Raw genomic sequence first — 24,475 nt, 5'->3', positions numbered from 1 at the left:
AAGCCGCTGGGTGCCGTTTTCAGGTCGGGGCGTTGCTTTTGTGGGTCTGGCGCTCGGCCCTGACCACCGAAGGGGTGCGCTTGAGGTGGCGCAGCACTTGCTCCAGATGTGCCGCATCCCGCACGGCAATGACAAATTTCAACTCGGCCATGTCTTGCGGCGAATCGCTGCCCATGTCCACGTGCACGATGTCGGTTTCGGCAGCGGCCAGTGCACCAGCCACACGCGCCAACACACCCTTGCCATTGACCACGCTGACGTTGATGGCGGTCTCGAAGCTGCGGTTCAATTCGTCTGCCCACTCCACACCGATGAAGCGTTCGCTGTCCTTGTGCTCCAGTTTGCGTGCGGTGGCGCAGTCGCGGGTATGCACGGCCAGGCCTTCACCACGGCCGAGGTAACCCACGATGTCGTCTCCGGGCAGGGGGCGACAGCAGCGTGAATAGACCACCGATGCGTTTTCGCTGCCGTCCAGGGTGATGGCCCCTTGCGAGATGGACTCGTGTGCCGTAAAGCGTTCCCGCGTCATCAGCAGGGCATCGGGCTTTTGGCCCCGCTCTGACAGCAAAGCGGTCAAGCGCTTGGCCACAATGGTGGCGATGCGTTTGCCCAGGCCGATGTCCATCAGCAAATCTGCGCGGTTGCGGTTGCCAGTGAAACGCAGCAGCTTTTCCCAAATGACCTGATCGGTTTCTTCGTCAGAGGGCAGTTTGTCGATGCCTTCGGCACGCAGGGCTTGGGACAGGAGTTTTTCGCCCAACTCGACCGACTCGGTTTGCGCCATGGTCTTGAGGTGATGGCGAATCTTGGAGCGTGCCCGACCCGTGCGCACAAAGCCCAGCCAAGCTGGATTGGGGGCCGACACGGGCGCAGTGATCACCTCCACCACGTCACCGTTTTTGAGTTCGGTGCGCAATGGCACCTGGTCGCCATTGATGCGGGCAGCCATGGCGTGGTCGCCCACGCGGCTGTGGATGGCGTAGGCAAAGTCCACCACCGTGGCACCCCGTGGCAAGGCCATGATTTGGCTCTTGGGGGTGAAAACATAGACAGCATCTGGAAACAAGTCGACCTTGACGTGGTCCCAGAACTCGGCCGCGTCGCGTGTTTCGGTCTGGATGTCCAAAAGTGATTGCAGCCACTGCGTGCCCAAGCGCTCGGACTGGGCACTGGCCGATTCGTGTTCTTTGTAGAGCCAGTGCGCGGCCACACCTGATTCGGCCACCAAGTGCATGGCTTCGGTGCGCATCTGGAACTCGACGTTCACGCCCGATGGCCCTACCAAGGTGGTGTGCAGCGACTGGTAGCCGTTGACCTTGGCAATGGCGATGTGGTCTTTGAATTTGCCAGGCAATGGCTTGTAGATCTGGTGCAGCAAGCCCAGAGCGGTGTAACAGTCGATGACCGAGGGCACGATGACCCGAAGGCCATAAATATCGGTGACCTGGGCAAAGCTCAGGTGTTTTTCATCCATCTTCTTGTAGATGGAATAAAGGGTTTTTTCGCGGCCACTGATGCGCACATCCATCTTGGCTTGGGCGAACACAGCCTCCACATCGGCCTGTACTTTTTGGATCAGGTCGCGGCGGCGGTTGCGCGCACGCGAGACGGCCTTGGTCAGCACCGCATAACGCCAGGGCAGCAAGTGCTTGAAGGCCAGATCTTGCAGCTCGCGGTAAATCTGGTTCAGGCCCAAGCGGTGTGCAATCGGGGCGTAGATTTCCAGCGTCTCAGAGGCAATTCGGCCCCACTTGCTGCGCGGAATGTCCGACATGGTGCGCATGTTGTGGGTGCGGTCAGCCAACTTGATCAGGATTACCCGCACATCTCTGGCCATGGCCAGCAGCATCTTGCGAAAGGACTCCGCCTGGTTTTCTTCGCGGGTGTTGAATTCCAGCTTGTCCAGTTTGGTCAGGCCGTCCACCAGTTCCGCCACAGGCGAGCCAAAGCGCTCGATCAGCTCCACCTTGGTGACGCCGCAGTCTTCCATGGCATCGTGCAGCAAGGCGGCGGCCAAGGCCTGAGCATCGAGCTTCCATTCGGTGCACAAACCAGCCACAGCAATCGGGTGGGTGATGTAGGGTTCGCCACTTTTGCGCATCTGGCCCAGGTGGGCTTCGTCGGCAAATTTGTAGGCCCGCCGCACCATGTCGGTCTCGGTTTCGTTCAGGTAGCCCAGTTGCGCTTCCAGCACAGCAAAGCTGGCTGCGGCCGCATTGGCAGCAGCAGGGTCCAGCGCTTTGGGGCGGCTGGAGCCAGCTTTGGGGTTTTGGGGCAAAACGGCACTCATGGCATCAATGTAACGCAAGCGATTGAGGGCTTGGAAAATAGGCAAAAAAAAGCCCCATCACTGGGGCGTTTTGTGTGGGGGTGAGGCGCTGGTTCGGACCAGACCCACCCGGGTATCCCGATTTCAGGACACGCGCTTGAGCATCTCGATGCCGACTTTACCTGCAGCGATTTCGCGCAAGGCGGTCACGCCGGGCTTGTTTTTGCTCTCGATGCGTGCCGTGTGGCCTTGGCTCAGCATGCGTGCACGGTATGTGGCAGCCAAAACCAACTGAAAGCGGTTCGGGATTTGTTCCAGGCAGTCTTCAACGGTGATGCGGGCCATGATGTTTTCCTTGAGAATTTCTGTGCTGGGTTCAAGCCATCTTGAGAGCTTGAAAGGTGTCAGGCCGTGCGCGGCGCTGGACGTGGTACTTGAGCCGTTGGGCGTGAACAACCGCTTTGAGGTCAAACAGAGCACGATCAAATACTTCGTTGATTATAACGAAGTCGAATTCTTGGGCCTGCGCCATCTCGACGGCAGCGTTTTGCAGGCGCAGTTCGATGATGTCGGGGGCGTCTTCGCCTCGGCGCTCCAGGCGTGAGCGCAATTCTTCCCAGCTGGGCGGCAAGATGAAGATCAACACCGCGTTGGCGTACATCTTCTTGATCTGCAGAGCACCTTGGTAGTCGATTTCCAGAATCACGTCGGCACCTTGCGCCATGCGTTCTTCGATCATCTTTTTCGAGGTGCCGTAGCGCTGGCCATGCACATGGGCCCATTCGACGAAGGCGTCGCCCAGCACCATGGCATCAAACTCTTGAACCGAAGCAAAAAAGTACTCTCGGCCATGCTTTTCCTGCCCGCGCGGGGGGCGGGTGGTGTGCGAGACCGTGGGCTGCACGCGCGCGTCCAGCTCCATCAAGGCCTTGACCAGGCTGGATTTGCCAGCCCCGCTGGGGGCGGCCACGACAAACAGGTTTCCGGGGTAATCCATGTGGTGGCTCTTTATTCGATGTTCTGGACTTGTTCGCGCATTTGCTCAATCAGCACCTTCATGTCCACCGAGATGCGCGTCATCTCGAGCACGGCCGATTTGGAGCCCAAAGTGTTGGCTTCGCGGTGCAGTTCTTGGATCAGGAAGTCCAGGCGCTTCCCAATGTCGCCGCCTTTGGTGAGCAGGCGGCTGAGTTCGTCCAGGTGCGAGCGCAGGCGGGTCAGCTCTTCAGCTACGTCGATGCGGATGGCAAAAGCTGTGGCTTCGGTCAGAGCGCGGTCTTGGGCGGCTTCAGGCAGGTGGCTGCCATCTGCCAGGGCCATGGCGTCCTTCCAGCGTTCCAAAAAGCGCTGGCGCTGCTGCTCGACCAGTTGCGGCACCAGCGGAACGGCCTGTTCGGCCAGGCTGCGCAGCTGCTCAATGTGGCTTTGCAGCATCTCGGTCAAGCGGGCGCCTTCTCGGGCGCGGGCTTCGCGCAGGGCGTCCACCGCTTGGCTGGCCAGTTGCATCCAGGCGGCTTCATCGGCTGCGGCTTGGCCCGAACTGCCAGCGCTCATGCGCAGCACATCGGCCACGCTCAATGCGCGGGCATTGGGCAACCAATCTTGAATTTTTTCTTGCAAGGCCGCGATTTTTTGCAGGGCTTGGTGGTTAGGCGCTTGCAGGGCAGCGCCATCACCGGCATCCTGGCTGGCGCGCACTTCGACTTTGCCGCGTTTGATCTGGCGGGTGATCAGTTCGCGCAGGCCGGGTTCGAGCTGGCGCAGCTCTTCGGGCAGGCGAAAACTCAGGTCGAGGAAGCGGCTGTTGACCGAGCGGATTTCAAGCCCCAGCCGGGCTGTGTGGGCCGCGTTGGCAGGGCTTTCACCGTCTGCGGCCTGCGGGCTGTGCTGCACGCTGGCGTATCCGGTCATACTGTAAACTGGCATCGATCAAGTTCCTTGTGACAGCGCTTGGCCCCATGGGCCATGAGGCGCTGCTGATGCCCAGCTTGGCTGAGCATGAAACGAGGCATTATCTCAAACTCTTGTGTCCGCCCCGCCCGCTCACTGCCGGGCGCACGGCCAAGACCCCAGAGCCAACCACTTCAGCGCCATCATGAACACCACCAGCTCCTACGTCCGAACCAGCCGCAACGCCGATGCTTTGCGCCCTGTGCGCATCACCCGCGGTTACACCGTGCATGCCGAAGGCTCGGTGCTGATCGAATTTGGCCAGACCCGCGTGCTGTGCACTGCTTCGGTCGAAGAAAAAGTGCCGGGCCACAAAAAGGGCAGCGGCGAGGGCTGGGTCACGGCTGAATACGGCATGCTGCCCCGCGCCACCCACACCCGGGGCGACCGCGAAGCCGCACGCGGCAAACAAAGCGGCCGCACGCAAGAAATTCAGCGCCTGATTGGCCGCTCGCTGCGCGCCGTGTTCGATCTGAAAAAGCTGGGCGAGCGCACCATTCACCTGGACTGCGACGTGTTGCAAGCCGACGGCGGCACCCGCACGGCCAGCATCACGGGCGCTTTTGTGGCGGCTCAAGATGCGGTGAACTGGTTGATGCAGACCGGCAAACTGACCGAATCCCCCATCCTTGACCGCGTGGCGGCCATCTCGGTGGGCTTGAAAAGCGGCACCGCTTTGCTGGACCTCGATTACCCGGAAGACTCGGCTTGCGACACCGACATGAACGTGGTGATGACCGGCGCTGGCAACTTTGTGGAAGTGCAGGGCACCGCCGAAGGCGTGGCCTTCACACGCGTTGAGATGGACCGCATGCTGGCCTTGGCCGAAAAAGGCATTGCGCAGCTGGTGCAGTTGCAAAAGCAGGCGCACGACGCGCCCCAAACCCTGACTTTCAGCGCCTGAACCTGTCCGCTCATGAAAATCGTTCTCGCCTCGAACAACGCGGGCAAACTGGCCGAGCTGCAAACCCTGTTTGCGCCTTTGGGCATGACGCTGGTGCGCCAGTCCGAGCTGAACATCCCCGAAGCCGCCGAGCCTTTCAAGACCTTTGTTGAAAACGCCTTGGCCAAAGCCCGCCACGCAGCGCAGCTGAGCGGCATGCCCGCGCTGGCCGATGACGCGGGCCTGTGTGTGGATGCTTTTGGTGGCCAGCCCGGCGTGGACACGGCTTATTACGCCACCCGTTTTGGCTACCCCAAGGGGGATGACACCAACGTCACCGCTTTGCTGGAGCAAATGCAGGGTATCGCCAACCGCCGCGCCGCCATGGTCAGCACCCTTGTGGCCGTGCGCAGTGCCGACGACCCGGAGCCGCTGATTGCCGTGGGCCGGGTGGTGGTGCAGATCACGCCCGAGCGCCGAGGCACGAACGGTTTTGGTTTTGACCCGGTGATGTTTTTGCCCGAATTTGGCAAGACCTTTGCCGAGTTGCCCCCCGAGGTGAAAAACGCCAACAGCCACCGGGGCCGCGCTGCGCAAGCCATGCTGGCGCTGATGCGTGAACGCTGGTTGGACAGCGCAGCGCCATGAACCCGATGATGGACCCGGTGCACGCCATGCGCCCCGGCGTGCTGCAACTGAACGCCTTGCCGCCGCTGTCGCTTTATGTGCACCTGCCTTGGTGCATCAAGAAGTGCCCGTATTGCGACTTCAACTCTCATGAATTCCGTGAAGGCGCAGATCCGGTGTCGACGCAAGACGCCTACATCCACGCGCTGTTGGCCGATCTGGAAGCGAGCCTGCCTTTGATCTGGGGCCGCAGCATCCAGACCGTGTTTTTGGGCGGCGGCACACCGAGCCTGTTCTCGCCCGAAGCGATTGACCGTTTGATTTCGGGCATGCGCGCCCGTGTGCGTTTGGCGCCAGATGCGGAAATCACCATGGAGGCCAACCCCGGGACTTTTGAGAAAGACCGTTTCAAGGCCTTCCACCAGGCGGGCATCACCCGCTTGTCAATTGGTGTGCAGAGCTTTGACAACGCGCACCTCAAAGCCTTGGGCCGCGTGCACGACCGTGACCAAGCGCTGGCTGCAGTGACCGAAGCGGCGCAGGTGTTCGACACCTTCAACCTCGACTTGATGTACGCCTTGCCGGGCCAGACGCTCGAAGGCCTGACGCAAGACATCCAGACTGCGCTGGCCTTTGCCCCACCGCACATCTCGATCTACCACCTGACGATCGAGCCCAACACGGTCTTCGCAAAGTTCCCACCCGTTTTGCCTGAAGACGATTTGGCCTACGAAATGATGGACCGGATCACCGAGCTCACAGGACTGGCGGGTTTGGATCGTTACGAAGTATCGGCCTATGCCAAGCCAGGGCACCCCTGCGCCCACAACCTGAACTACTGGCAGTTTGGCGACTATTTGGGGATTGGCGCCGGTGCGCACAGCAAGCTCAGTTTTGCGCACCGTGTGCTGCGACAGGTGCGTTACCGTGAACCCGCGCTTTACATGCAGCAGGCCATGAAGGGCGAGCCCGTGACCCAAAGCACCGAGGTCTCGCGCCAAGACTTGCCGTTTGAATTCATGCTCAATGCGCTGCGTTTGCGAGGTGGTTTTGACTTGGCCGACTTTGTGGACCGCACGGGTTTGGCCATGACCAGCATCCAAAAAGGTTTGACCGAGGCTGAAAACCTGGGCTTGATTGGGCGCGACCTGCACCGGGTGTGGCCGACAGACCGGGGTTTTGATTTCTTGAGTGACTTGCAGGCGCTGTTTTTGGCCGGGGGCGATTGAGGTCGCTGGCTCTGAAAAACCTGCAAGGTTTCAGTTTTTGACGCGTATGCGGTCCAGCACAAATTTGAAGCTGTAGAGCATCAGCAATGCGCCCAGCACGTTGCCAACGAACATGGGCCACACGTCCACCCAAATGTTCATGTTGGGTCGCTCCAACAGCCACCAAATGATTTGATGGGTCAAGGCACTGGCCGCCGAGGACACCAGCGTGAGGTTCAACAGCTGCGCAGCGTTCAGTGCTTGCAATTGCTGTCCCAGCCATTTTTGCTTGTGCAGGTACTTGAGCACCAGCCAAGGCGTCAAGCCGCCAGCCACGCCATTCAACAACCCCAAGAGCGTGTTTTGACCTTGGATCAGCTCCCAATCGATGAACCAGCTGCCCAGCATCAGCCCGAGTGCACCCGGCAGACCCAACACCAAAACCAAAATGACCCGAAAACCAGCGGGCAAAAATATCCAGTTGATGCCCTTGCTGTGTTCGAACATCGAAAACAGCCAATCGTTGAGTTGGAAGAATTCCACAAACAAAACAGCGCTGAGCAAAGTCAGCGCTGTTTTTTCAAGGACCTCTCGCACCGTCATGTTCAAACGGGCAGATTGGGGTGGGCCATTTGCATCGACTGGCCTAAGTTGTTGAAGTAATCCAGCGTCCTTTGGGTCGGAATCAGGAATTTGGCCCGGCGATCACCCTCCAGGTTCAAGGTGCTGAGCATGTCTTTTTCACGCAGACGGGTGATGCGTTTGTGCAATGTTGCCGGAGAGCCCAAATCGGCCAAGGCAATCGCCTCGCGCACGGTCATCGGCTGGTCTTCGTACCAGCGCAGCACAACGGCTTGCAGCAAGGCTTTTTCATTCGCATCCATCTCCATGCCATCGGGCAAGGCTTGAATGACTCTGGCTAACTGCAAAAACCGCAGATAAGCAGATACGAAAGGACTATTGGTTTTTTCCATATTTTAATTTTATCGAATTTTTGTAAAGACCAAAACTGAAAGGGTTGTTGAATGGTTAAGCTTGCAAGCAAAGGAGAGACACATGACACATCGGATGGCCATCATTGGGCTCGGCATCATGGGACGCCGCATGCTCGAAAACGCCCTGCAACACCCCGCTTTTGAGGTCTGCGGCGCATGGGATCCCTCGGCCGCCTCGGTGGCCAAAACCCTCGAGACCATGCCCGGTGTGACCATTTCACCTGACCCGCAGGCCGCCATGGTTGGGGCCGATGTGGTCTACCTGGCCTGCCCCCCAGGACCTCGCAAAACCTATGCCCTGCAGGCAGCAGCAGCCGGGCAGGGCGTGTTCATGGAAAAACCGCTGGGCACTGACAACGCGCAAAGCCGTGATTTGGTCGCCCAGTTGCGCCAAGCGCGTTTGCCGGGCGTGGTCAATTTCACCCAGGCCGCGTCGCGTGGCTTTGAAGAACTGAACCGAGCCATTCACGCGGGTGAAACAGGTGAGCTGCTCGGCATCGACATCGTGGTGAACTACCCCGCCTGGCCCCGTGCTTGGCAAAAGGACGCCGACTGGCTGCGTCTGCGCGATGAGGGGGGTTACACCCGTGAGGTGATTTCGCACTTCTTGTTTTTGGCGGGGCGCTTTTTAGGACCGTTGACCTTGCAGCACGCCTTGCCACGTTACCCACAAGACCCCACCTTGTGCGAGCTCGACATGCTGGCCCGCTTGACCACCGCAGACGGCAAGCCCGTGACCATCATGGCCACCACCGGCGGCCAACAGCCCGACAGGCAAGAAGTCACGGTGCGCGGCAGCCGCATGAACCACCAGTTTCGCGAATTTTTCCAACTGTGGCGCTCCGATGGTGGCCCATGGGTCGAGGCCTTGAACTGGCGCACCGAAGACCCCCGCACCAGCGCCTTGCAGCGGCAGCTGAGTGAAGTGGACTTGTGGCTGAAGGGCGAGCCCCACAAACTGGCTACAGCTGAGGAGGCGTTGGCGGTGCAGGAGTTGGTGGAGGCGATGCTGGTGGGCAAGAGCTGAATGGTCTGCCCCATGCAAAACGCCCCTTGAGAGGGGCGTTTTGCGTTGTTTCTGGCGGAAGCGGTGACCGCCTGTGACCAGTTTCATGTTGTCCGATGCAATCTAATAATCCATTTAAATTCAATGACTTAGGTTGAAATCCAGTCTGATGCCGTCTTGACTTGTTTGATGTAATCCGGCTATTATTTGATAGTCGTTTCGATAGTCGAGAAAAACATGGTACGGACAATGGGCAAACTGACAGCAAAGGAAGTCGAGAAGAAAACCGCACCGGGTTTGTATGGCGATGGTGGTGGTCTAACTCTTCAGATCACCAAGGCCGGGGTCAAGTCCTGGCTGTATCGCTACATGATCAAGGGTAAGGCCTACGGTATGGGCTTGGGGCCTGCCCACACGATCACACTGGCCGAAGCCAGACAGAAAGCGGCAGCAGCGCGAAAACTGGTGATTGAAGGCATCAACCCATTAGAGGCCAAGCGCCAGCGACAACTTGATGCCGAAATGGTCAAAGCCCGTCTGATGACCTTCGATCAATGCGCCGATGCCTACATCGAGGCGCATCGGGCAAGCTGGAAAAATGCCAAGCACGCCGACCAGTGGACAAACACGATCACCACCTATGTCAGTCCATTGATCGGATCGATGCCAGTTGAACAGATCGACACTGCGCTGGTGGTCAAGGTGCTGGCGCAGCCTGACGACAAAGGGCAGCAGTTCTGGCAGGTCAAAAACGAAACTGCTACCCGAGTGCGTGGGCGGATTGAGTCGATTTTGGGGTGGGCTACAACCAGCGGATTTCGGTCTGGCGATAACCCTGCACGCTGGAAAGGTCATCTTGAAAACCTTTTGGCAACGATTAGCCGGGCGCAACGTATCAAGAACCATCCATCTCTTGCATGGGGACGAATGGGGGCATTTGTCTATGACCTGCGCCAGCGGGATGGAATAGCTGCAAGGGCTGTCGAGTTTGCCATCTTGACGGCATCACGCAGCGGCGAAGTGCGTGGGGCTTGCTGGTCTGAAATCGACTTAGCGGCAAAGGTCTGGACGATCCCTGCATCACGCATGAAGGCTAAGCGGGAACATGAAGTCCCGTTGAGCGATGCCGCAATTGCCCTGTTGAATGGGATTACCCGTTTGGATGGCACAGATTTGATTTTCCCCGGCACCAAGGGACAAGCCCTGTCCGACATGACTTTGACCGCTGTCATTCGACGCATGAACGGTGAAGCACACAAATGGACAGACAAGGATGGCAAGCCGATCACTGTGCACGGATTCCGAAGCACTTTCAGAATGTGGGCTGCTGAATCGACCAACTATCCCCGAGAAGTGGCAGAACATGCATTGGCTCACCAACTGCCCGATGCTGTCGAGCGTGCATATCAGCGCGGCACACAGTTCACCAAGCGTGCGGCGATGATGAACGAATGGGCCAAGTTCTGCGGGACTGTCAGGGGCGAAAGTGGCGAAGTCGTGCCGATCAATCGGGCTATGGGTTGACTCCGCACTGTCCAGATCGGTAAGATCTACCCACTTAATGCCTATCGCGGTCTGGCCTCGCACCGCCCCTTTTGTCGGGTTTTACGAAAACAACCTGATCCACCCCGTTGGCAATTCTGCAAGCTCAGAAACGGGAAAGTGGAAAACGACTGCAAACGCATCCCTTACGTCACGAGTTCGATTCGGGTTTTGTGTTTTGCCGGGGCGCAAACACTACCGCGCCATATCTTTTTTGACCGGCGCGGTAATTGTTCGGAGCGTTTACCGTGAACCAATCCAACCATTCAGGATTCCTGAGAATCAAAGGCGTTCAAGCCAAAATTCCCGTTAGTCGCGCCACTTGGTATGCAGGCATCAAATCGGGCAAATATCCCAAGCCCATCCGACTGTCTGAAGGTGTTTCCGTCTGGCGTGTCGCTGACATTGACGCCCTGTGTCACCAGATCGATCAGCAAGCGGTGGAGGTGTCCAAATGAAAAATCATTGGCCACCACTCGATGCAGGGTTTGAAGTCATCATCCCGCACATCTTCGGTAAATCTTTGGAATGGACTGATGCAGTTTTTGAACGTGCAGCGAGTCTACCGAGATCCGATGATCATGATCAATGGGACAGGCACATCGAAATTGCCACATTTGCGGGGCTAGCGAAGAAATTAGGCTTTCCCTGCGACCCGTTACAACATGAGCAACCAGTACAGGTGGGCAAGTTGTGGCCCTTGCCCATCAATAGCGAACAGTCCGATAGTGAGATTGAAATCATCGTCAATCGTGGGCTGTACATCCTTTGGGCACTTCGTGTTGAAGAATTAGCCGATACCCTGCCACCCGAAGCAGCCCTGCGCCAGATTCAAGTGATGGGCGAAAAGCTGGCCTATTACTACGGAAGCCTCAACCGTGTTTGGCGCGAGTGCCAAACCGAGCAGGTGAAAGAGTGGGCTACATGGCTTAGGTGTACGCACGGTGGCTATGACCTCGCTAGCGGTGCTTTGACTGATGACGGTCGAGAGGTTGCCGCCATGCGTGATATCGAAATTAATGGGGGTGCAGCATGATCGACGCATCGAAAATCGAATGGTCGGAAATCACCCCCGATGGTCGTGCAATGATTGAAGCGGCAGCGGCGCGGCAATATAACGACATTGCCAAAAAGTATGGAGCCAAGCTGGTTCCTGTGCCGACTAGCAACACCGACCCCAAGTCCCGCAAAGACACCCGCTACAAAATGAAGTCTGTACGCGATGTGATGATGTCAGAGTCGATCAAGTGGCGCGTAAAAGGTGTAATCCCTGAGCGGGGTATCGCGGCGATCTATGGACCATCGGGCAGCGGTAAATCGTTTCTAGTGGTGGACATGGCTATCAGTATTGCCAAGGGAGCGGACTGGTTCGGCTATCGGGTGAAGCCGTGTCCCGTGGTGTATGTCTGCCTTGAAGGGGAGGCCGGGTTATCCGTTCGACTTGCAGCCTATCGAACAAAGGGCAGCATCCCCAAGGAGATCGAGTTTGTCGATCAACCCGCGAACCTGCTGGACACCAAAGATCTGCGCGATTTGGTGACTGCCATCAAGGTTAACCAGATGGACGGGGGGATCGTGATCATTGACACCCTGAACCGAGCCGTTCCAGGCATGGATGAAAACTCATCCGTGGACATGGGGCATGCCATCAATGCGTGCAAGTTGATCCAGCAAGGTGTGGGCGGTTTGGTCTTGCTGGTCCATCACAGCGGCAAAGATGCCACCAAGGGAATGCGAGGCCATTCGAGTTTGCACGCTGCGCTTGATGCTGCCATAGAGGTCAAGCGATCAGGCGATGAACGTGAATGGTCGGTGGCGAAGGCCAAGGACGGGGCAGACGGCAAGGGGCATCCGTTCAGGCTCGAAGTGGTCGACATGGGGGCAGATGAAGATGGCGACCCTATTACATCCTGTTTGATTCGACCGAGTGCTGGCGCTGGATTAAGGGTCAAACCCTTGACCCAGATTCAGCAGGTCGGAATGGATGCATTCATGGCGGCGGCATCGGCCAACATCGGGGACGCAGATCAATCTGTGCATGCTGGACTTGAGCAATGGCGGGATGAGTTTTACCGACGAAGTACGGCAGACAACACCGACAGCAAAGCGCGATCTTTCCACCGGCTACGTGCGACGCTGGTCGATTTGGGAAAACTGACGAATGTGGGTGATGTTTACCGACTACCCAATGTGTTTCCCAATCAGACAGCATAAGCGGACAGACCGGACAAACAGCGGACATTGTCCAGCATGTCCGCTATCCGATAGGCGGACGGACACGGACACCAACCTAGGAGGTGTCCCGTCTGTCCGATGTCCGGTCTGTCTTATGTACCCAATGGGTGAACAAAGAAATAACTTCGAATTTTTTGCCAAGATCATGAACATTCAGAAATACGCCCCCGCAACTATCTGGCCGGAAATTCTCGAACGTATCGCCAATGGCGAATCACTCGCGTCGGCCCTTCGCAAACCCGGCATGCCATCCTATGCGCTGGCAAAGGTACATCTTCGATCAGATCCAGCACTTCGAGAGTCTTATGAACACGCGGTCCAAGACCGTGGCGCGTTTCTGGCAGAAGAGTTGATCGAGTTGGCTGATGAACCCATACCCGAAGGGCTCGACCCTGCCAGTCGATCAGCATGGGTGCAAAACAAGCGGGTTAGACTGGATACGCGCAAATGGATCGCCTCTCGGGTCTATCGTCAGGTGTATGGCGATAGGGTGGATGTGTCAGTAAGTCACAAACAGATCAGTATTGCTGGCGCACTTGAGGCTGCAAAAAATCGAGTGATCACCATTGATGAGGGTGTGGCCTTGTAATGCGCGTAACAGGGTAATATTCACTTATGCAAAGGATAACCATGAACTCGATGCGTTCGTTTCTAGTTTTGTTTTCCGTTCTGAGTTTATGCATGGCTGCGCATGCCCAGTGTGATCCCACTTTACCCCGTGCGCATCTCATTACGTGTTTGAGTAATCAACAGCAGAATCAAACTGGCTTCAGGCCCCATGAAAGTCAATTCAATCGCCCGGGCTCGATCTACCAACAACCTCAGACAACCCATCAAACGCCGCAATTCAATTACCAACAGCACATGCAACAGCAATCACCTGCATATCAGCAGCCCCCAGTGCAGTGGGTCCCATCTAATCAAGGCAGCACATACCGCTGAGACTAGAAAATGAAAAAATCTTCGTTTGGGTTTTATGCGCTGCTTTTCGTTTCGGAGTCATTTGCACAAGTTCCGATACCGATGCAAATTCAGGGGCTGCAGCTCGCTAACCCTTTGCAAATGATGCAACAGGCTGAGCAAATACGGTCAATTCAGCTGCAAAACGAACAAGCTGCCTATCAGCTGAGGCAGATGGAAGAGCAGCGAAGGGCGCAAGAGAGGCAGCGACAGCAGCAAATCGAAGAACGTCAGCGACAGTCGCAGTCCGCCAATCAGCCTGATCCGGTCATCGATGAGTGGCTCAAGGCGGCGGCTCCAAGAATGGGGCTGTACCCTGATTTCGAGAAGGTGGTCTTTGCGCCCGAAGTAGCGATTACTGTCGACATGATCAGATTAATGACTCCAAGCCCACTGGCTGCCGATATCGCTTACTACTTGGGGAGTAACAAAATCGAGTCACACGCGATCAGCAAGATGACGCTTGTGCAAGCAGCTCGCGCAATTGATCAAATTGAGTCTCGACTTAAGACGAGTAGGCTACCTTGAACAGGGATCACAAAGAATTTTGAAAATTTTTCAAAATTCTCGCGGCCCCTGTACAAACCGTTGACCAACTCGCTCGGCCCTACCCGGGGGGTCTAATCGAGAGTGATTTCTCACCCGTGATCGCGCTAGTGCGGCAGCATCAATCCGGCATCAGCAGAAGACAGGGATTGGTAGGTGAGTCGTCTTCATACATCCTATCCCGGGTCTGTATTCAGATTTTGATTGATAGTCGATTTGATAGTTGAAACAAAAAAAGCGCCTAAGCGCTTGATTTGATTGGATATCTGGCGGAAGCGGTGAGATTCGAACTCACGGACCCTTTCGAGTCGCCGGTTTTCAAGACCGGTGCAATCGACCACTCTGCCACGCTTCCTTGGGGTGTGATTGTAGCGATTTAAACCCCTGGATTTGGGGGCGCAAGCGCGTGGTGTGTCAAAAGCAATTCAGGCGCTGCCCAGCATGCCGCGCTTTTCGATGAAAGCCACCACCTCGGGCAGGCCGTCCAGCGTTTTCAGATTGGTCATCACCCAGGGGCGCGTCTCGGGGTTTGGGCGCATGCGGTTGGTGTCGTCGCGCATGACTTGCAGGTCTGCGCCCACATGCGGGGCCAGGTCGGTTTTGTTGATCACAAACAAATCGCTCTTGGTGATGCCGGGGCCGCCTTTGCGCGGGATCTTTTCGCCAGCGGCCACGTCGATCACATAAATGGTGAGGTCGGAGAGTTCGGGGCTGAAGGTGGCGGCCAGGTTGTCGCCGCCGCTCTCGATGAAGACCACGTCGGCATTGGGAAATTTTTCCAGCATGCGGTCAATGGCTTCGAGGTTGATGGATGCGTCTTCACGGATGGCGGTGTGGGGGCAGCCGCCTGTCTCCACACCCATGATGCGCTCGGCAGGCAGCGCGCCGCTCACCGTCAGCAGGCGCTGGTCTTCTTTGGTGTAAATGTCGTTGGTGATGGCGATCAGGTCCCAGCGCTCGCGCATGTTTTTGCAGAGCATTTCCAGCAGGGTGGTTTTGCCTGAGCCCACAGGCCCGCCGATGCCCACGCGCAGGGGCGGCAATTTTTTGGTGCGGTTCGGGATGTGGTGCAGTGCAGACGAGGTGTTCATGATCGGAAGATGCGGGAGTATTGGGTTTCGTGGCGAGACGACAAGATGGCCAACATGGGGCTGAAGGCCTGGCGGTCTTCGTCGTTCAGGTGCAAAGCGGTTTGCACCGCTTGTGGAATTTCACGGGCTAGCTGCGCCAGCATGCGCTGTCCGGCGCTTTGGCCCAGGGGCACGGCCTTGAGAGCGGCTTGGGTCATGTTTTCGGCCCAGCCAAAGGCGACCGCTTGAAGGGCTTGGTCCAGCGGGGCTTGCGCCAAAGACAAAGCCAGCGCCATGGCCAGCGGGTAAGTGGGGGGCAATTGGGCGCAGCATTGCAGTTGGGCGTCACTGGCTTGTTGCAGGTTGCGCAGCCAGTCGAGCAGGGAACGGCCCATTTGCTCGGCTTGCAAACGCATTTCGGCGGTTTCGCGGGTGGCCATCACCCAATCGTTCAGCGCTTGCAGGCGCTGGGTGTCCATGGCTTGCCAAGCCGGTATGGCTTGGGCCATCACCGCCATGTCGCCACGCGACTGTGTCAGGTGCAGCTGGTGCACCACCCAATCGGTGGCGCTGGCTTCGTTGTGCACCAGGCCTTGCTCGATGGCGGCTTCCAGACCTTCGGAATACGAGAAGCCACCGATCGGCAGCGCAGGCGATGCGAGCCAGATCAGTTGCAGCAGGCCTGTAGGCGCAGTGTCAGTGGTCATGACCGCAGCCGGGGCCGTGCACATGCGGTTCAGCAGGGGCAGAGCGGATCGGGATGGCGACGCGCTTGCCTGCTGGCGACTTGGCTGCAGGTGCCGCGTGTTCGTGCTGGCAATCGGGGCCGTGCACATGAGGCTCGGCTTGGGCTGCGTGCGCATGACCCGCATGGCCATGTTCATGACTGTGCCCATGTTCATGCCCATGCCCGTGTGAAGACGCGCCGTGGTCGCCATAAGCCCCGTTTTCGGGCTCGAACGGTTCAGACACCGCCACCACCGTCATGTGCATGGCGCGCAGCATGTCGGCCAGCACATGGTCGGGCTCGATCTTCAAGTGGTCGGGTTGCAGTTCGATCGGTACATGGCGGTTGCCCAGGTGGTAGGCGGCGCGGGTCAGGTCAAAGGGCGAGCCGTGCTCTGTGCAAGCGGTGATGCGCAGCACGTCTTGCGGCGCGGCTTGCACCCGCACCAGCGAGCCGTCTTCGGCCACCAGCACATCGCCGCCGCGCACCACGGCGCCACGGGGCAAAAACACGCCCAGCAATCTGCCTTGGCTGTCGGTGGCGTCAAAGCGGCTTTTTTGGCGGGTGTCCCAGTCAAGGGTGATGCTGGTGGCGCGTTGGATCAGCACGCGGGCCAGGCCACGGCCTTGTGGCATGAGTTTGGAGCATATGAGCAGAGCGGACATGGGCCTTTAGAACAAAAAGTAGCGTTGGGTCATGGGCAGGCTGGTGGCGGGTTCGCACACCAGCAACTGCCCGTCGGCACGCACCGCATAGGTTTGGGGGTCCACCTCCATGTGGGGCAGGTAGGCATTGTGGACCATGTGTTGCTTGCGCACGCCCCGGATGTTGTGCGCCACGGACAAAGGTTTTTGCAAGCCGAAACGCTCACCAATGCCCGCTTTCAATCCTGCGTTGGAAACGAAGGTCAGCGCACTGCGCGTGAGCGCGCCGCCAAAGCTGCCGAACATGGGGCGGTAGTGCACCGGCTGCGGCGTGGGGATGGACGCATTGGGGTCGCCCATGGCCGCCAGCGCGATGAAGCCGCCCTTGAGCACCAGCGATGGCTTGACGCCAAAAAAGGCGGGTTTCCAGATGACCAGGTCGGCCCACTTGCCCACTTCGATGCTGCCCACATCGTGGCTGATGCCGTGCGAAATCGCGGGGTTGATGGTGTATTTGGCGATGTAGCGCTTGACGCGGGCGTTGTCGTGGCGGTCGGTGTCGCCGGGCAGGCTGCCGCGCTGCTGCTTCATTTTGTGCGCCGTCTGCCAAGTGCGGATGATGACCTCGCCCACCCGGCCCATGGCTTGGCTGTCGCTGCTCATCATGCTGATGGCGCCCAGGTCGTGCAGGATGTCCTCGGCCGCAATGGTTTCCTTGCGGATGCGGCTTTCTGCAAAGGCCAGGTCTTCAGCGATGCTGGCATCCAAGTGGTGGCAGACCATCAGCATGTCCACATGCTCATCGAGCGTGTTGTGGGTGAAGGGCATGGTCGGGTTGGTCGAGCTGGGCAAAAAGTTCGCCTGGCCCACCACCTTCAGGATGTCGGGCGCATGTCCGCCCCCCGCGCCCTCGGTGTGAAAGGCGCACAGGCCGCGTCCTTTGGTGGCTTCGATGGTGTTTTCCACATAGCCCGACTCATTGAGCGTGTCCGAATGCAGGGCCACCTGGATGTCCGCTTCGTCGGCCACGTCCAGACAATTGCTGATGGCCGATGGGGTGCTGCCCCAGTCTTCATGCAGCTTCAGCCCGATCACGCCCGCGTTGATTTGCTCGTGCAAGGCGGCAGGCAAGCTGGCGTTGCCCTTGCCAAAAAAGCCCAGGTTCATCGGAAAGGCGTCGGCCGCTTGCAGCATGCGCTCGATGTTGAAGGGGCCGGGTGTGCAGGTGGTGGCAAAGGTGCCGGTGGCGGGGCCCGTGCCGCCACCCATCATGGTGGTCACGCCACTGGTCAGGGCCTCGTCAATTTGCTGGGGGCAGATGAAGTGGATGTGGCAGTCGATGCCGCCCGCGGTCACGATCAGGCCTTCGCAGCTGATGATCTCGGTGCCGGGGCCAATGACGATGTCCACCCCAGGCTGTGTGTCCGGGTTGCCCGCTTTACCGATGGCTGCGATGCGGTTGCCGCGCAAACCGATGTCGGCTTTGACGATGCCCCAGTGGTCGATGATGAGGGCGTTGGTGAGCACGCAATCCATCGCACCCTCGGCGTTGGTGCGTTGTGACTGTGCCATGCCATCGCGGATGGTTTTGCCACCACCGAATTTGACCTCTTCACCATAGCTGCCCGCCTGCAGCGTGAAATCTTTTTCCACCTCAATGACCAAGGCCGTGTCGGCCAAGCGCACGCGGTCGCCCACGGTGGGGCCAAAGGTTTCGGCATAAGCGCGTTTGTCGATGTGGGCCATGTCAGTTGCCTTGTGTTGTGCGCGCGTCGAGTGCGCCGTGGGTCAGACCCCGAAAGCCGTACACCACACGGTCGCCCGCATAGTCCACCAACTCCACCGTGCGTTGTTGGCCCGGCTCAAAGCGCACGGCCATGCCCGAAGCGATGTTCAGGCGCATGCCTTGTGCGGCAGCGCGGTCAAAGCGCAAGCCCGCGTTGGTCTCGGCAAAGTGGTAATGCGAGCCCACTTGAATGGGGCGGTCGCTGGCGTTTTGCACCACCAGCGTGCAGGTGCGGCGGCCCACGTTCAAGGCATGTTGGCCGGGGTCGATCAAAAATTCACCGGGGATCATGGGCAGCTCACTTTTTGCCAAAGTACACAGCGACGGCCACCAAGGCGGCAGCGATCACAAAACCGAGCGCATCGCTCGCGTGCCAATGGGTGCTGCCACCCAAGCCGTGGCCATCGTGCGCGAGGGCTGCAGTACCGATGGCAGAGACGAGCATCAAACTGATTTTTTTCATGAGTTTCTCCTGTCTGGGTCAGACGATGGGTTGGTGCACGGTCACCAATTTGGTGCCATCGGGGAATGTGGCTTCGACCTGGATGTCCGGGATCATTTCGGCGATCCCGTCCATCACGTCGGCACGCGTCAAGACGGTGCGCCCTTCGCTCATCAGTTGCGCCACGGTCTTCCCATCCCGTGCGCCTTCCATGACCGCAGCGCTGATCAGCGCGATGGCTTCGGGGTAGTTGAGCTTGAGACCACGGGCTTTGCGGCGTTCGGCCAAAAGGCCTGCTGTGAAGATCAGCAGCTTGTCTTTTTCGCGGGGGGTGAGTTCCATATTGGTGCGTGGTGAGTGGTTTGGTGCATCAGATGCCACAACACAAGCAAAGAGCGTGCCTTTATAGGGGGTCTCGCTTTTCTATGGAAAACCCATGCCAACACTTGGTGCATCCGACATGGTTTTGAGCTGGCACGGTGATTGCTGATGGTGTTGCAGCGCAGCAAATCTGCGCGTGTTTGAACAACCTACCTTCCTGATTGGAGTGATCTCATGATGAACCGCCGTGGCAACCTCAAAGCCCTTGCGACCGCAGCCGCCCTCGTGGCTGGCAGCCTGAGCTTTGCAACCCAAGCCCAAGCGCAAGCGGGCAACACCATCAAAGTGGGCGTGCTGCACAGCTTGTCCGGCACCATGGCGATTTCCGAGACGGTGCTCAAAGACACCGTGCTCATGGCCATCGACGAAATCAACGCCAAGGGCGGCGTGCTCGGCAAAAAGCTCGAGCCCGTGATCGTGGACCCGGCCTCCAACTGGCCTTTGTTCGCAGAAAAAACCAAGCAGCTGCTCGGCCAAGACAAAGTCTCGGTGATCTTCGGTTGCTGGACTTCGGTGTCGCGCAAATCGGTGTTGCCCGTCGTCGAAGAAATGAACGGCCTGCTGTTCTACCCCGTGCAATACGAAGGTGAAGAGCTGTCCAAAAATGTGTTCTACACCGGCGCTGCACCCAACCAGCAGGCCATCCCTGCTGTGGATTACCTGATGAGCAAAGAAGGCGGCAGCGCCAAGCGTTGGGTCTTGCTGGGCACCGACTACGTGTATCCCCGTACCACCAACAAAATTCTGCGCGCTTACCTGAAAAGCAAAGGCGTGGCTGACAAAGACATCGACGAAAAGTACACCCCGTTTGGTCACAGCGATTACCAAACCATCGTGGCCGATGTGAAGAAATTTTCTGCCGGTGGCAAGACCGCTGTGGTGTCCACCATCAACGGTGACTCCAACGTGCCTTTCTACAAAGAACTGGGCAATGCGGGTTTGAAGGCCAAAGACGTGCCTGTGGTGGCTTTCTCGGTGGGTGAAGAAGAACTGCGCGGCGTCGACACCAAGCCTTTGGTCGGTCACCTGGCCGCATGGAACTACTTCATGTCCATCAAGAACCCCGCCAACGACGAGTTCACCAAAAAGTGGGCGGCCTATGCCAAGGCCAAGAACATCGCTGGTCACAAAGACAAGCCTCTGACCAACGACCCGATGGAAGCGACTTACATCGGCATCAACATGTGGAAGCAAGCGGTTGAAAAAGCCAAGACCACCGACACCGACAAAGTGATTGCAGCCATGGCGGGCCAGACTTTCAAGGCACCGAGCGGCATCACCAGCAAGATGGATGAGAAAAACCACCACCTGCACAAGTCGGTGTTCATTGGCGAGATCAAGGCCGACGGCCAGTTCAACGTGGTCTGGAAAACACCCGGCCCCGTCAAGGCCAAGCCTTGGAGCCCCTACATCCCTGGCAACGACGTCAAGCCTGACGAGCCAGTCAAGAAGTGATGGTTTGAAAGTGTGAATGCTTGTCGCAGCTGAAGCGCCGACCTGCCTGGTCATCAGGCAGGTCGGCGGCTTGAGCCCCGACATGGTCGGTGGCCAGACCCGAAAGTGAGCAAGATGAAACGATGGATGTTGAAAGCGGCGTGGATGGCCAGCGCCATGTGGGGCCTGTCGGCCGCGCAAGCCCTGACGATGGACGAAGCCAGAAGGATGGCCGTGGGCGAGAGCGATGCCCGCGTAGAGGCCATCTCCAAAGCGGTGGCTCAAGGCAGTGAAAAAACCGCCGCCTATCTGCAAGCACTGGCCGATGACGTGGTCAAAATGGTGGGCGATCAGGTGGTCGTGGTGCGCGATGGGCAAGGCCTGGATCCCGTGTCCGGACAAGCGGTTGCTGTGCCGCCAGACGCCGAAGATGTGATGCTGAACAACCGCCTGCGGGGCGAAATCGACACGGCCCTGGCGGCTTTGAAGTTGTTCAGCCCCGATGTGAAGCTGCGCAGGCAAGCTGCTTTGTCGCTGCTCAAAGAACCCGATGCCAGCCGCGCCCCCTTGCTCGACAAGGCTTTGGCGGCTGAAAAAGACCCCACAGTGCAAAGCTTGGTGCGCCAAGCCCGCGCAGCGGCACGGCTGAGCAGTGAGGATGCAAACGATCGATCGCTGGCCGCCCGCGAGTTGGCGGACAGCCAGCAACCTGAGACGCTGCTGCTTTTGAACCAGCAACTGAGCCAAGAGCAAGACCCTGCGGTCCAAAAACAAATCCAGTCCGCTTTGACCCAAGTGCAGGGCAGCCTGCGCTGGGGCGAGCGCTTGGGGGCCATGTTCACCGGGCTCAGCCTAGGCTCCATATTGCTGCTGGTGGCGCTGGGCCTGGCCATCACCTATGGCCTGATGGGCGTCATCAACATGGCGCATGGCGAGTTGATGATGATTGGTGCCTATGCCACCTATGTGGTGCAGGCGCTGTTTCGCGAGCATTTGCCGGGTGCGTTTGACGCTTACCTTTTTGTAGCGATGCCGGTGGCCTTCCTCACAGCGGCCTTGGTGGGTGCGGTGATGGAGCGTGCCGTTTTGCAGCATTTGTATGGCCGCCCGCTCGAAACCCTGCTGGCCACCTGGGGCATCAGCTTGGTGCTGATGCAAGGCGTACGCAGCCTGTTTGGCGCGCAAAACGTGGGCGTTGAAAACCCCTCTTGGATGAGCGGCTCGCTGCAGTTGCTGCCCAATTTGCAGCTGCCCTGGAACCGGGTGCTGATCATCGTGTTTGCACTGGCCGTGTTGGTCGGGGTGGCGCTTTTGATTGGCAAAACCCGGCTGGGTTTGTTCGTGCGCGGTGTCACGCAAAACCGCCCTATGGCCTCGTGCATGGGCGTGAACACAGCGCGCATCGACACCTATGCCTTTGCATTGGGTTCGGGCATTGCAGGTCTGGCGGGCTGTGCGCTCAGTCAGGTGGGCAATGTGGGGCCTGACCTGGGCCAAAGCTACATCGTGGACGCGTTCATGGTGGTGGTGCTGGGCGGTGTGGGCCAGCTGGCAGGCACGGTGTATGCCGCTCTGGGTCTGGGTCTGGTCAACAAGTTGCTGGAAGGCTTGACGGGCGCGGTGCTCGCCAAGATTGCCGTGCTGGTGTTCATCATCATCTTCATCCAGAAGCGGCCGCAAGGCATCTTCGCGATGAAGGGGCGCAGCGCTGAAGCGTGAAGAGGACCATGAACATGAAAAATTTGGAACTCCCCACCCCCGCTCCTTTGATGGGCCGCCAAGCCTGGTCGGCGTTTTTGCTGGCGCTGATCGTGGTCGGCGTGTTGGCTCCGGTGTTCAACTTGTGGGTAACCGAGAGCAGCGTCTTCCATTTGAGCGACTACGCCATCGCTTTGATTGGCAAGATCATGTGCTACGCCATCTGCGCGCTGGCCATGGACTTGATCTGGGGCTACACCGGCATCTTGTCGCTGGGCCATGGTTTGTTCTTCGCTTTGGGCGGCTATGTCATGGGCATGTACCTCATGCGCCAGATCGGCCAGGACGGCAACTACAAAAGCGACTTGCCCGACTTCATGGTGTTTCTGGATTGGAAAGAGCTGCCCTGGCACTGGATGCTGTCGGACAGCTTTGGGGCCACGTTGGTGTTGGTGGTGTTGGTGCCCGGTGTGATCGCTTTTGTGTTTGGCTACTTTGCCTTTCGCTCGCGCATCAAGGGCGTGTATTTTTCCATCATCACCCAGGCCCTGACCTATGCAGCCATGCTCTTGTTTTTTCGCAACGAAACCGGGCTGGGTGGCAACAACGGCTTCACCGATTTCAAACGCATCCTCGACTTGCCCATTGCCACCCCCGGCATGCGCATGACGCTGTTTGTCATCACCGGTTTGACCTTGTTGGGTTTTTATCTGTTCTCGCGCTGGTTGGTGGGCAGCAAGTACGGCCGCGTGTTGATGGCCATTCGCGATGCCGAAACGCGGGTCATGTTTTCGGGCTATTCGCCTCTGCCCTACAAGCTGAGTATTTGGGTCATTTCGGCCGTGATGTGTGGCATTGCCGGAGCTTTGTATGTGCCGCAGGTGGGCATCATCAACCCCGGTGAGATGAGCGCGGCCAACTCGATCGAGATCGCGGTGTGGGCGGCGGTGGGCGGGCGTGGCACCTTGATCGGCCCCATTGTGGGGGCGTTTTTGGTGAACGGGGTCAAGAGCTGGCTGACGGTGAGCGCGCCTGAGTTTTGGCTGTACTTTTTGGGGGCGCTGTTCATTGGCGTGACCTTGTACATGCCGCAGGGTGTGGTGGGCTTGGTGCGCAAAGTTTGGCGAAAACGCGAGAACGCGCAGACGCCGCCCCATCATTCGCAAGACCTTGCAACCAAGAAAGGCGGTGCCGCATGACCCCCGATCTGCTGCAAAAAGGCGCTGAGCGCTTCGCCCGTGTGGCCCAACAACGCGTTGAAGCCACAGAGTCTGGTGGCCGCAGCGCGGGCTATGGCCGCGTGGTGCACGACGCCAGCCAAGTCGATGTGACGCATGGCCGCATCCTGTATCTGGAAGACGTGAGCGTGAGCTTTGACGGCTTCAAGGCCATCAACAAGCTGTCGCTCGACATCGCGCCCGGCGAGCTGCGCTGCATCATCGGCCCCAATGGCGCGGGCAAGACCACCATGATGGACATCATCACCGGCAAAACCCGCCCTGACGAAGGCCGTGTGTTCTTTGGCAGCACCATTGACCTTCTGCGCTACAACGAACCCGCCATTGCCCAGTTGGGCATTGGCCGCAAGTTCCAAAAGCCCACGGTGTTTGAACACTTGAGCGTGTTTGAAAACCTCGAGCTGGCCCTCAAAACCCCCAAGGGCGTGAAAGCCTCGATGTTCTTCAAGCTCGATTCGCGCCAAAGCGACCGTCTGGCCGAGGTGCTGCACACCATCCACTTGGCGGACAGCGTCAGCAAACAGGCGGGTTTGCTCAGCCACGGCCAAAAGCAGTGGTTGGAGATCGGCATGCTCCTCATGCAAGACCCCCAATTGCTGCTGCTCGACGAGCCGGTGGCGGGCATGACCGACTTTGAGACCGAACGCACGGCAGAACTTTTTCTGTCGCTCAAAGGCAAGCACTCGCTGATGGTGGTGGAACACGACATGGGCTTCATCCGCACCATCTCCGACATCGTCACCGTGCTGTGCGATGGCGCCGTGTTGGCCCAAGGCACGTTGGACCAAGTGCAGGCCGACGAGCGAGTGATTGAAGTTTATTTGGGACGATGAA

The 24,475-nt window shown here is 58.5% G+C and carries 27 protein-coding genes and 1 tRNA gene; 14 read left to right on the top strand and 14 right to left on the bottom strand.

Annotated elements, in window-relative coordinates:
- Window positions 1–19: 19 nt before the first annotated feature.
- The 4 genes from ACZ5SR_RS13215 to ACZ5SR_RS13200 all read right to left on the bottom strand — a co-directional run bounded on the left by ACZ5SR_RS13215 (window position 20) and on the right by ACZ5SR_RS13200 (window position 4,195).
- The gene (locus ACZ5SR_RS13215) at window positions 20–2,290 is read right to left on the bottom strand and encodes a RelA/SpoT family protein (RefSeq protein ID WP_464449112.1); all 2,271 of its coding nucleotides are present in this window, start codon (window positions 2,288–2,290) and stop codon (window positions 20–22) included.
- Window positions 2,291–2,413: 123 nt separating this feature from the next.
- Window positions 2,414–2,614, bottom strand: coding sequence for a DNA-directed RNA polymerase subunit omega (rpoZ, locus tag ACZ5SR_RS13210; RefSeq protein WP_019425866.1), 201 nt, complete (start codon window positions 2,612–2,614; stop codon window positions 2,414–2,416).
- Between the two features lie 31 nt (window positions 2,615–2,645).
- Window positions 2,646–3,266, bottom strand: coding sequence for a guanylate kinase (gmk, locus tag ACZ5SR_RS13205; protein WP_464449111.1), 621 nt, complete (start codon window positions 3,264–3,266; stop codon window positions 2,646–2,648).
- A gap of 11 nt (window positions 3,267–3,277) precedes the next feature.
- Complete coding sequence (locus ACZ5SR_RS13200) at window positions 3,278–4,195, bottom strand: YicC/YloC family endoribonuclease (RefSeq protein WP_464449110.1); 918 nt, start codon at window positions 4,193–4,195, stop codon at window positions 3,278–3,280.
- A 169-nt stretch (window positions 4,196–4,364) separates the two neighbouring features.
- On the opposite strand from ACZ5SR_RS13200, the gene rph reads away from it, so the two are divergent.
- Genes rph through hemW form a run of 3 tightly spaced genes read left to right on the top strand, consistent with a single transcriptional unit; the run spans window position 4,365 to window position 6,958 of the window.
- Entirely contained in the window at window positions 4,365–5,123 is a 759-nt protein-coding gene (gene rph / locus ACZ5SR_RS13195) for a ribonuclease PH (RefSeq protein WP_464449109.1), read from the top strand.
- Window positions 5,124–5,135: 12 nt separating this feature from the next.
- On the top strand, window positions 5,136–5,750 hold the full coding sequence (gene rdgB / locus ACZ5SR_RS13190; RefSeq protein WP_464449108.1) for an RdgB/HAM1 family non-canonical purine NTP pyrophosphatase: 615 nt from the start codon (window positions 5,136–5,138) through the stop codon (window positions 5,748–5,750).
- Window positions 5,747–6,958, top strand: a complete 1,212-nt coding sequence (gene hemW, locus ACZ5SR_RS13185; protein WP_464449107.1) for a radical SAM family heme chaperone HemW — start codon at window positions 5,747–5,749, stop codon at window positions 6,956–6,958. The genes rdgB and hemW overlap by 4 nt, the downstream gene beginning before the upstream one ends.
- Before the next feature lie 30 nt (window positions 6,959–6,988).
- Here hemW and ACZ5SR_RS13180 read toward each other — a convergent pair whose 3' ends face one another.
- Together ACZ5SR_RS13180 and ACZ5SR_RS13175 are read right to left on the bottom strand one after the other, a co-directional pair.
- A complete protein-coding gene (locus ACZ5SR_RS13180; RefSeq protein ID WP_464449106.1) occupies window positions 6,989–7,540 on the bottom strand; it encodes a hypothetical protein in 552 nt (183 codons plus the stop codon).
- A gap of 2 nt (window positions 7,541–7,542) precedes the next feature.
- Window positions 7,543–7,911, bottom strand: a complete 369-nt coding sequence (locus ACZ5SR_RS13175; protein ID WP_464449105.1) for a hypothetical protein — start codon at window positions 7,909–7,911, stop codon at window positions 7,543–7,545.
- An 82-nt stretch (window positions 7,912–7,993) separates the two neighbouring features.
- Between ACZ5SR_RS13175 and ACZ5SR_RS13170 the strand changes: the two genes are divergently transcribed.
- The 7 genes from ACZ5SR_RS13170 to ACZ5SR_RS13140 all read left to right on the top strand — a co-directional run bounded on the left by ACZ5SR_RS13170 (window position 7,994) and on the right by ACZ5SR_RS13140 (window position 14,203).
- Window positions 7,994–8,959: a Gfo/Idh/MocA family protein gene (locus ACZ5SR_RS13170; protein ID WP_464449104.1), complete on the top strand. Its 966-nt coding sequence runs from the start codon at window positions 7,994–7,996 to the stop codon at window positions 8,957–8,959.
- 228 nt (window positions 8,960–9,187) lie between these two features.
- Window positions 9,188–10,462, top strand: coding sequence for a tyrosine-type recombinase/integrase (locus ACZ5SR_RS13165; protein ID WP_464449103.1), 1,275 nt, complete (start codon window positions 9,188–9,190; stop codon window positions 10,460–10,462).
- Window positions 10,463–10,728: 266 nt separating this feature from the next.
- The gene (locus ACZ5SR_RS13160; RefSeq protein ID WP_464449102.1) at window positions 10,729–10,938 is read left to right on the top strand and encodes a helix-turn-helix transcriptional regulator; all 210 of its coding nucleotides are present in this window, start codon (window positions 10,729–10,731) and stop codon (window positions 10,936–10,938) included.
- Window positions 10,935–11,516: a hypothetical protein gene (locus ACZ5SR_RS13155; RefSeq protein WP_464449101.1), complete on the top strand. Its 582-nt coding sequence runs from the start codon at window positions 10,935–10,937 to the stop codon at window positions 11,514–11,516. Before ACZ5SR_RS13160 ends, ACZ5SR_RS13155 begins: the two co-directional genes overlap by 4 nt.
- The gene (locus tag ACZ5SR_RS13150; RefSeq protein WP_464449100.1) at window positions 11,513–12,694 is read left to right on the top strand and encodes an AAA family ATPase; all 1,182 of its coding nucleotides are present in this window, start codon (window positions 11,513–11,515) and stop codon (window positions 12,692–12,694) included. The genes ACZ5SR_RS13155 and ACZ5SR_RS13150 overlap by 4 nt, the downstream gene beginning before the upstream one ends.
- Before the next feature lie 166 nt (window positions 12,695–12,860).
- Window positions 12,861–13,304, top strand: a complete 444-nt coding sequence (locus tag ACZ5SR_RS13145; RefSeq protein ID WP_464449099.1) for a terminase small subunit-like protein — start codon at window positions 12,861–12,863, stop codon at window positions 13,302–13,304.
- A 362-nt stretch (window positions 13,305–13,666) separates the two neighbouring features.
- Entirely contained in the window at window positions 13,667–14,203 is a 537-nt protein-coding gene (locus ACZ5SR_RS13140) for a hypothetical protein (protein WP_464449098.1), read from the top strand.
- Window positions 14,204–14,488: 285 nt separating this feature from the next.
- Here ACZ5SR_RS13140 and ACZ5SR_RS13135 read toward each other — a convergent pair.
- From ACZ5SR_RS13135 to ureA, 8 genes are all read right to left on the bottom strand, one after another.
- Window positions 14,489–14,576 (bottom strand) — tRNA-Ser (locus tag ACZ5SR_RS13135).
- A gap of 70 nt (window positions 14,577–14,646) precedes the next feature.
- The gene (ureG, locus tag ACZ5SR_RS13130; protein ID WP_464449097.1) at window positions 14,647–15,312 is read right to left on the bottom strand and encodes an urease accessory protein UreG; all 666 of its coding nucleotides are present in this window, start codon (window positions 15,310–15,312) and stop codon (window positions 14,647–14,649) included.
- Window positions 15,309–15,998, bottom strand: coding sequence for an urease accessory protein UreF (locus ACZ5SR_RS13125; protein ID WP_464449096.1), 690 nt, complete (start codon window positions 15,996–15,998; stop codon window positions 15,309–15,311). Before ACZ5SR_RS13125 ends, ureG begins: the two co-directional genes overlap by 4 nt.
- Window positions 15,988–16,674: an urease accessory protein UreE gene (gene ureE / locus ACZ5SR_RS13120; RefSeq protein WP_464451053.1), complete on the bottom strand. Its 687-nt coding sequence runs from the start codon at window positions 16,672–16,674 to the stop codon at window positions 15,988–15,990. The genes ACZ5SR_RS13125 and ureE overlap by 11 nt, the downstream gene beginning before the upstream one ends.
- Before the next feature lie 15 nt (window positions 16,675–16,689).
- Window positions 16,690–18,408, bottom strand: a complete 1,719-nt coding sequence (ureC, locus tag ACZ5SR_RS13115; protein WP_464449095.1) for an urease subunit alpha — start codon at window positions 18,406–18,408, stop codon at window positions 16,690–16,692.
- Between the two features lies 1 nt (window position 18,409).
- Window positions 18,410–18,739 (bottom strand): urease subunit beta, encoded by a 330-nt coding sequence (locus ACZ5SR_RS13110; RefSeq protein WP_396441087.1) that lies wholly within the window; start codon window positions 18,737–18,739, stop codon window positions 18,410–18,412.
- Between the two features lie 7 nt (window positions 18,740–18,746).
- Entirely contained in the window at window positions 18,747–18,911 is a 165-nt protein-coding gene (locus ACZ5SR_RS13105; protein WP_464449094.1) for a hypothetical protein, read from the bottom strand.
- Window positions 18,912–18,929: 18 nt separating this feature from the next.
- Window positions 18,930–19,232 carry an urease subunit gamma gene (gene ureA / locus ACZ5SR_RS13100; protein ID WP_090138429.1) on the bottom strand — a complete coding sequence of 101 codons (303 nt, stop codon included), beginning with the start codon at window positions 19,230–19,232 and terminating at the stop codon, window positions 18,930–18,932.
- A gap of 216 nt (window positions 19,233–19,448) precedes the next feature.
- On the opposite strand from ureA, the gene urtA reads away from it, so the two are divergent.
- The 4 genes from urtA to urtD all read left to right on the top strand — a co-directional run bounded on the left by urtA (window position 19,449) and on the right by urtD (window position 24,474).
- Window positions 19,449–20,726: an urea ABC transporter substrate-binding protein gene (gene urtA, locus ACZ5SR_RS13095; protein ID WP_464451052.1), complete on the top strand. Its 1,278-nt coding sequence runs from the start codon at window positions 19,449–19,451 to the stop codon at window positions 20,724–20,726.
- A gap of 114 nt (window positions 20,727–20,840) precedes the next feature.
- On the top strand, window positions 20,841–22,424 hold the full coding sequence (gene urtB / locus ACZ5SR_RS13090; protein ID WP_464449093.1) for an urea ABC transporter permease subunit UrtB: 1,584 nt from the start codon (window positions 20,841–20,843) through the stop codon (window positions 22,422–22,424).
- 14 nt (window positions 22,425–22,438) lie between these two features.
- Complete coding sequence (gene urtC, locus ACZ5SR_RS13085) at window positions 22,439–23,602, top strand: urea ABC transporter permease subunit UrtC (protein WP_464451051.1); 1,164 nt, start codon at window positions 22,439–22,441, stop codon at window positions 23,600–23,602.
- On the top strand, window positions 23,599–24,474 hold the full coding sequence (gene urtD, locus ACZ5SR_RS13080; protein WP_464449092.1) for an urea ABC transporter ATP-binding protein UrtD: 876 nt from the start codon (window positions 23,599–23,601) through the stop codon (window positions 24,472–24,474). The genes urtC and urtD overlap by 4 nt, the downstream gene beginning before the upstream one ends.
- Window position 24,475: the final 1 nt, after the last annotated feature.

Source organism: Limnohabitans sp. TEGF002 (assembly GCF_055395845.1).
The sequence above is the reverse complement of the archived record's forward strand: the minus strand, read 5'-3'. Positions and strand labels throughout refer to the sequence as shown.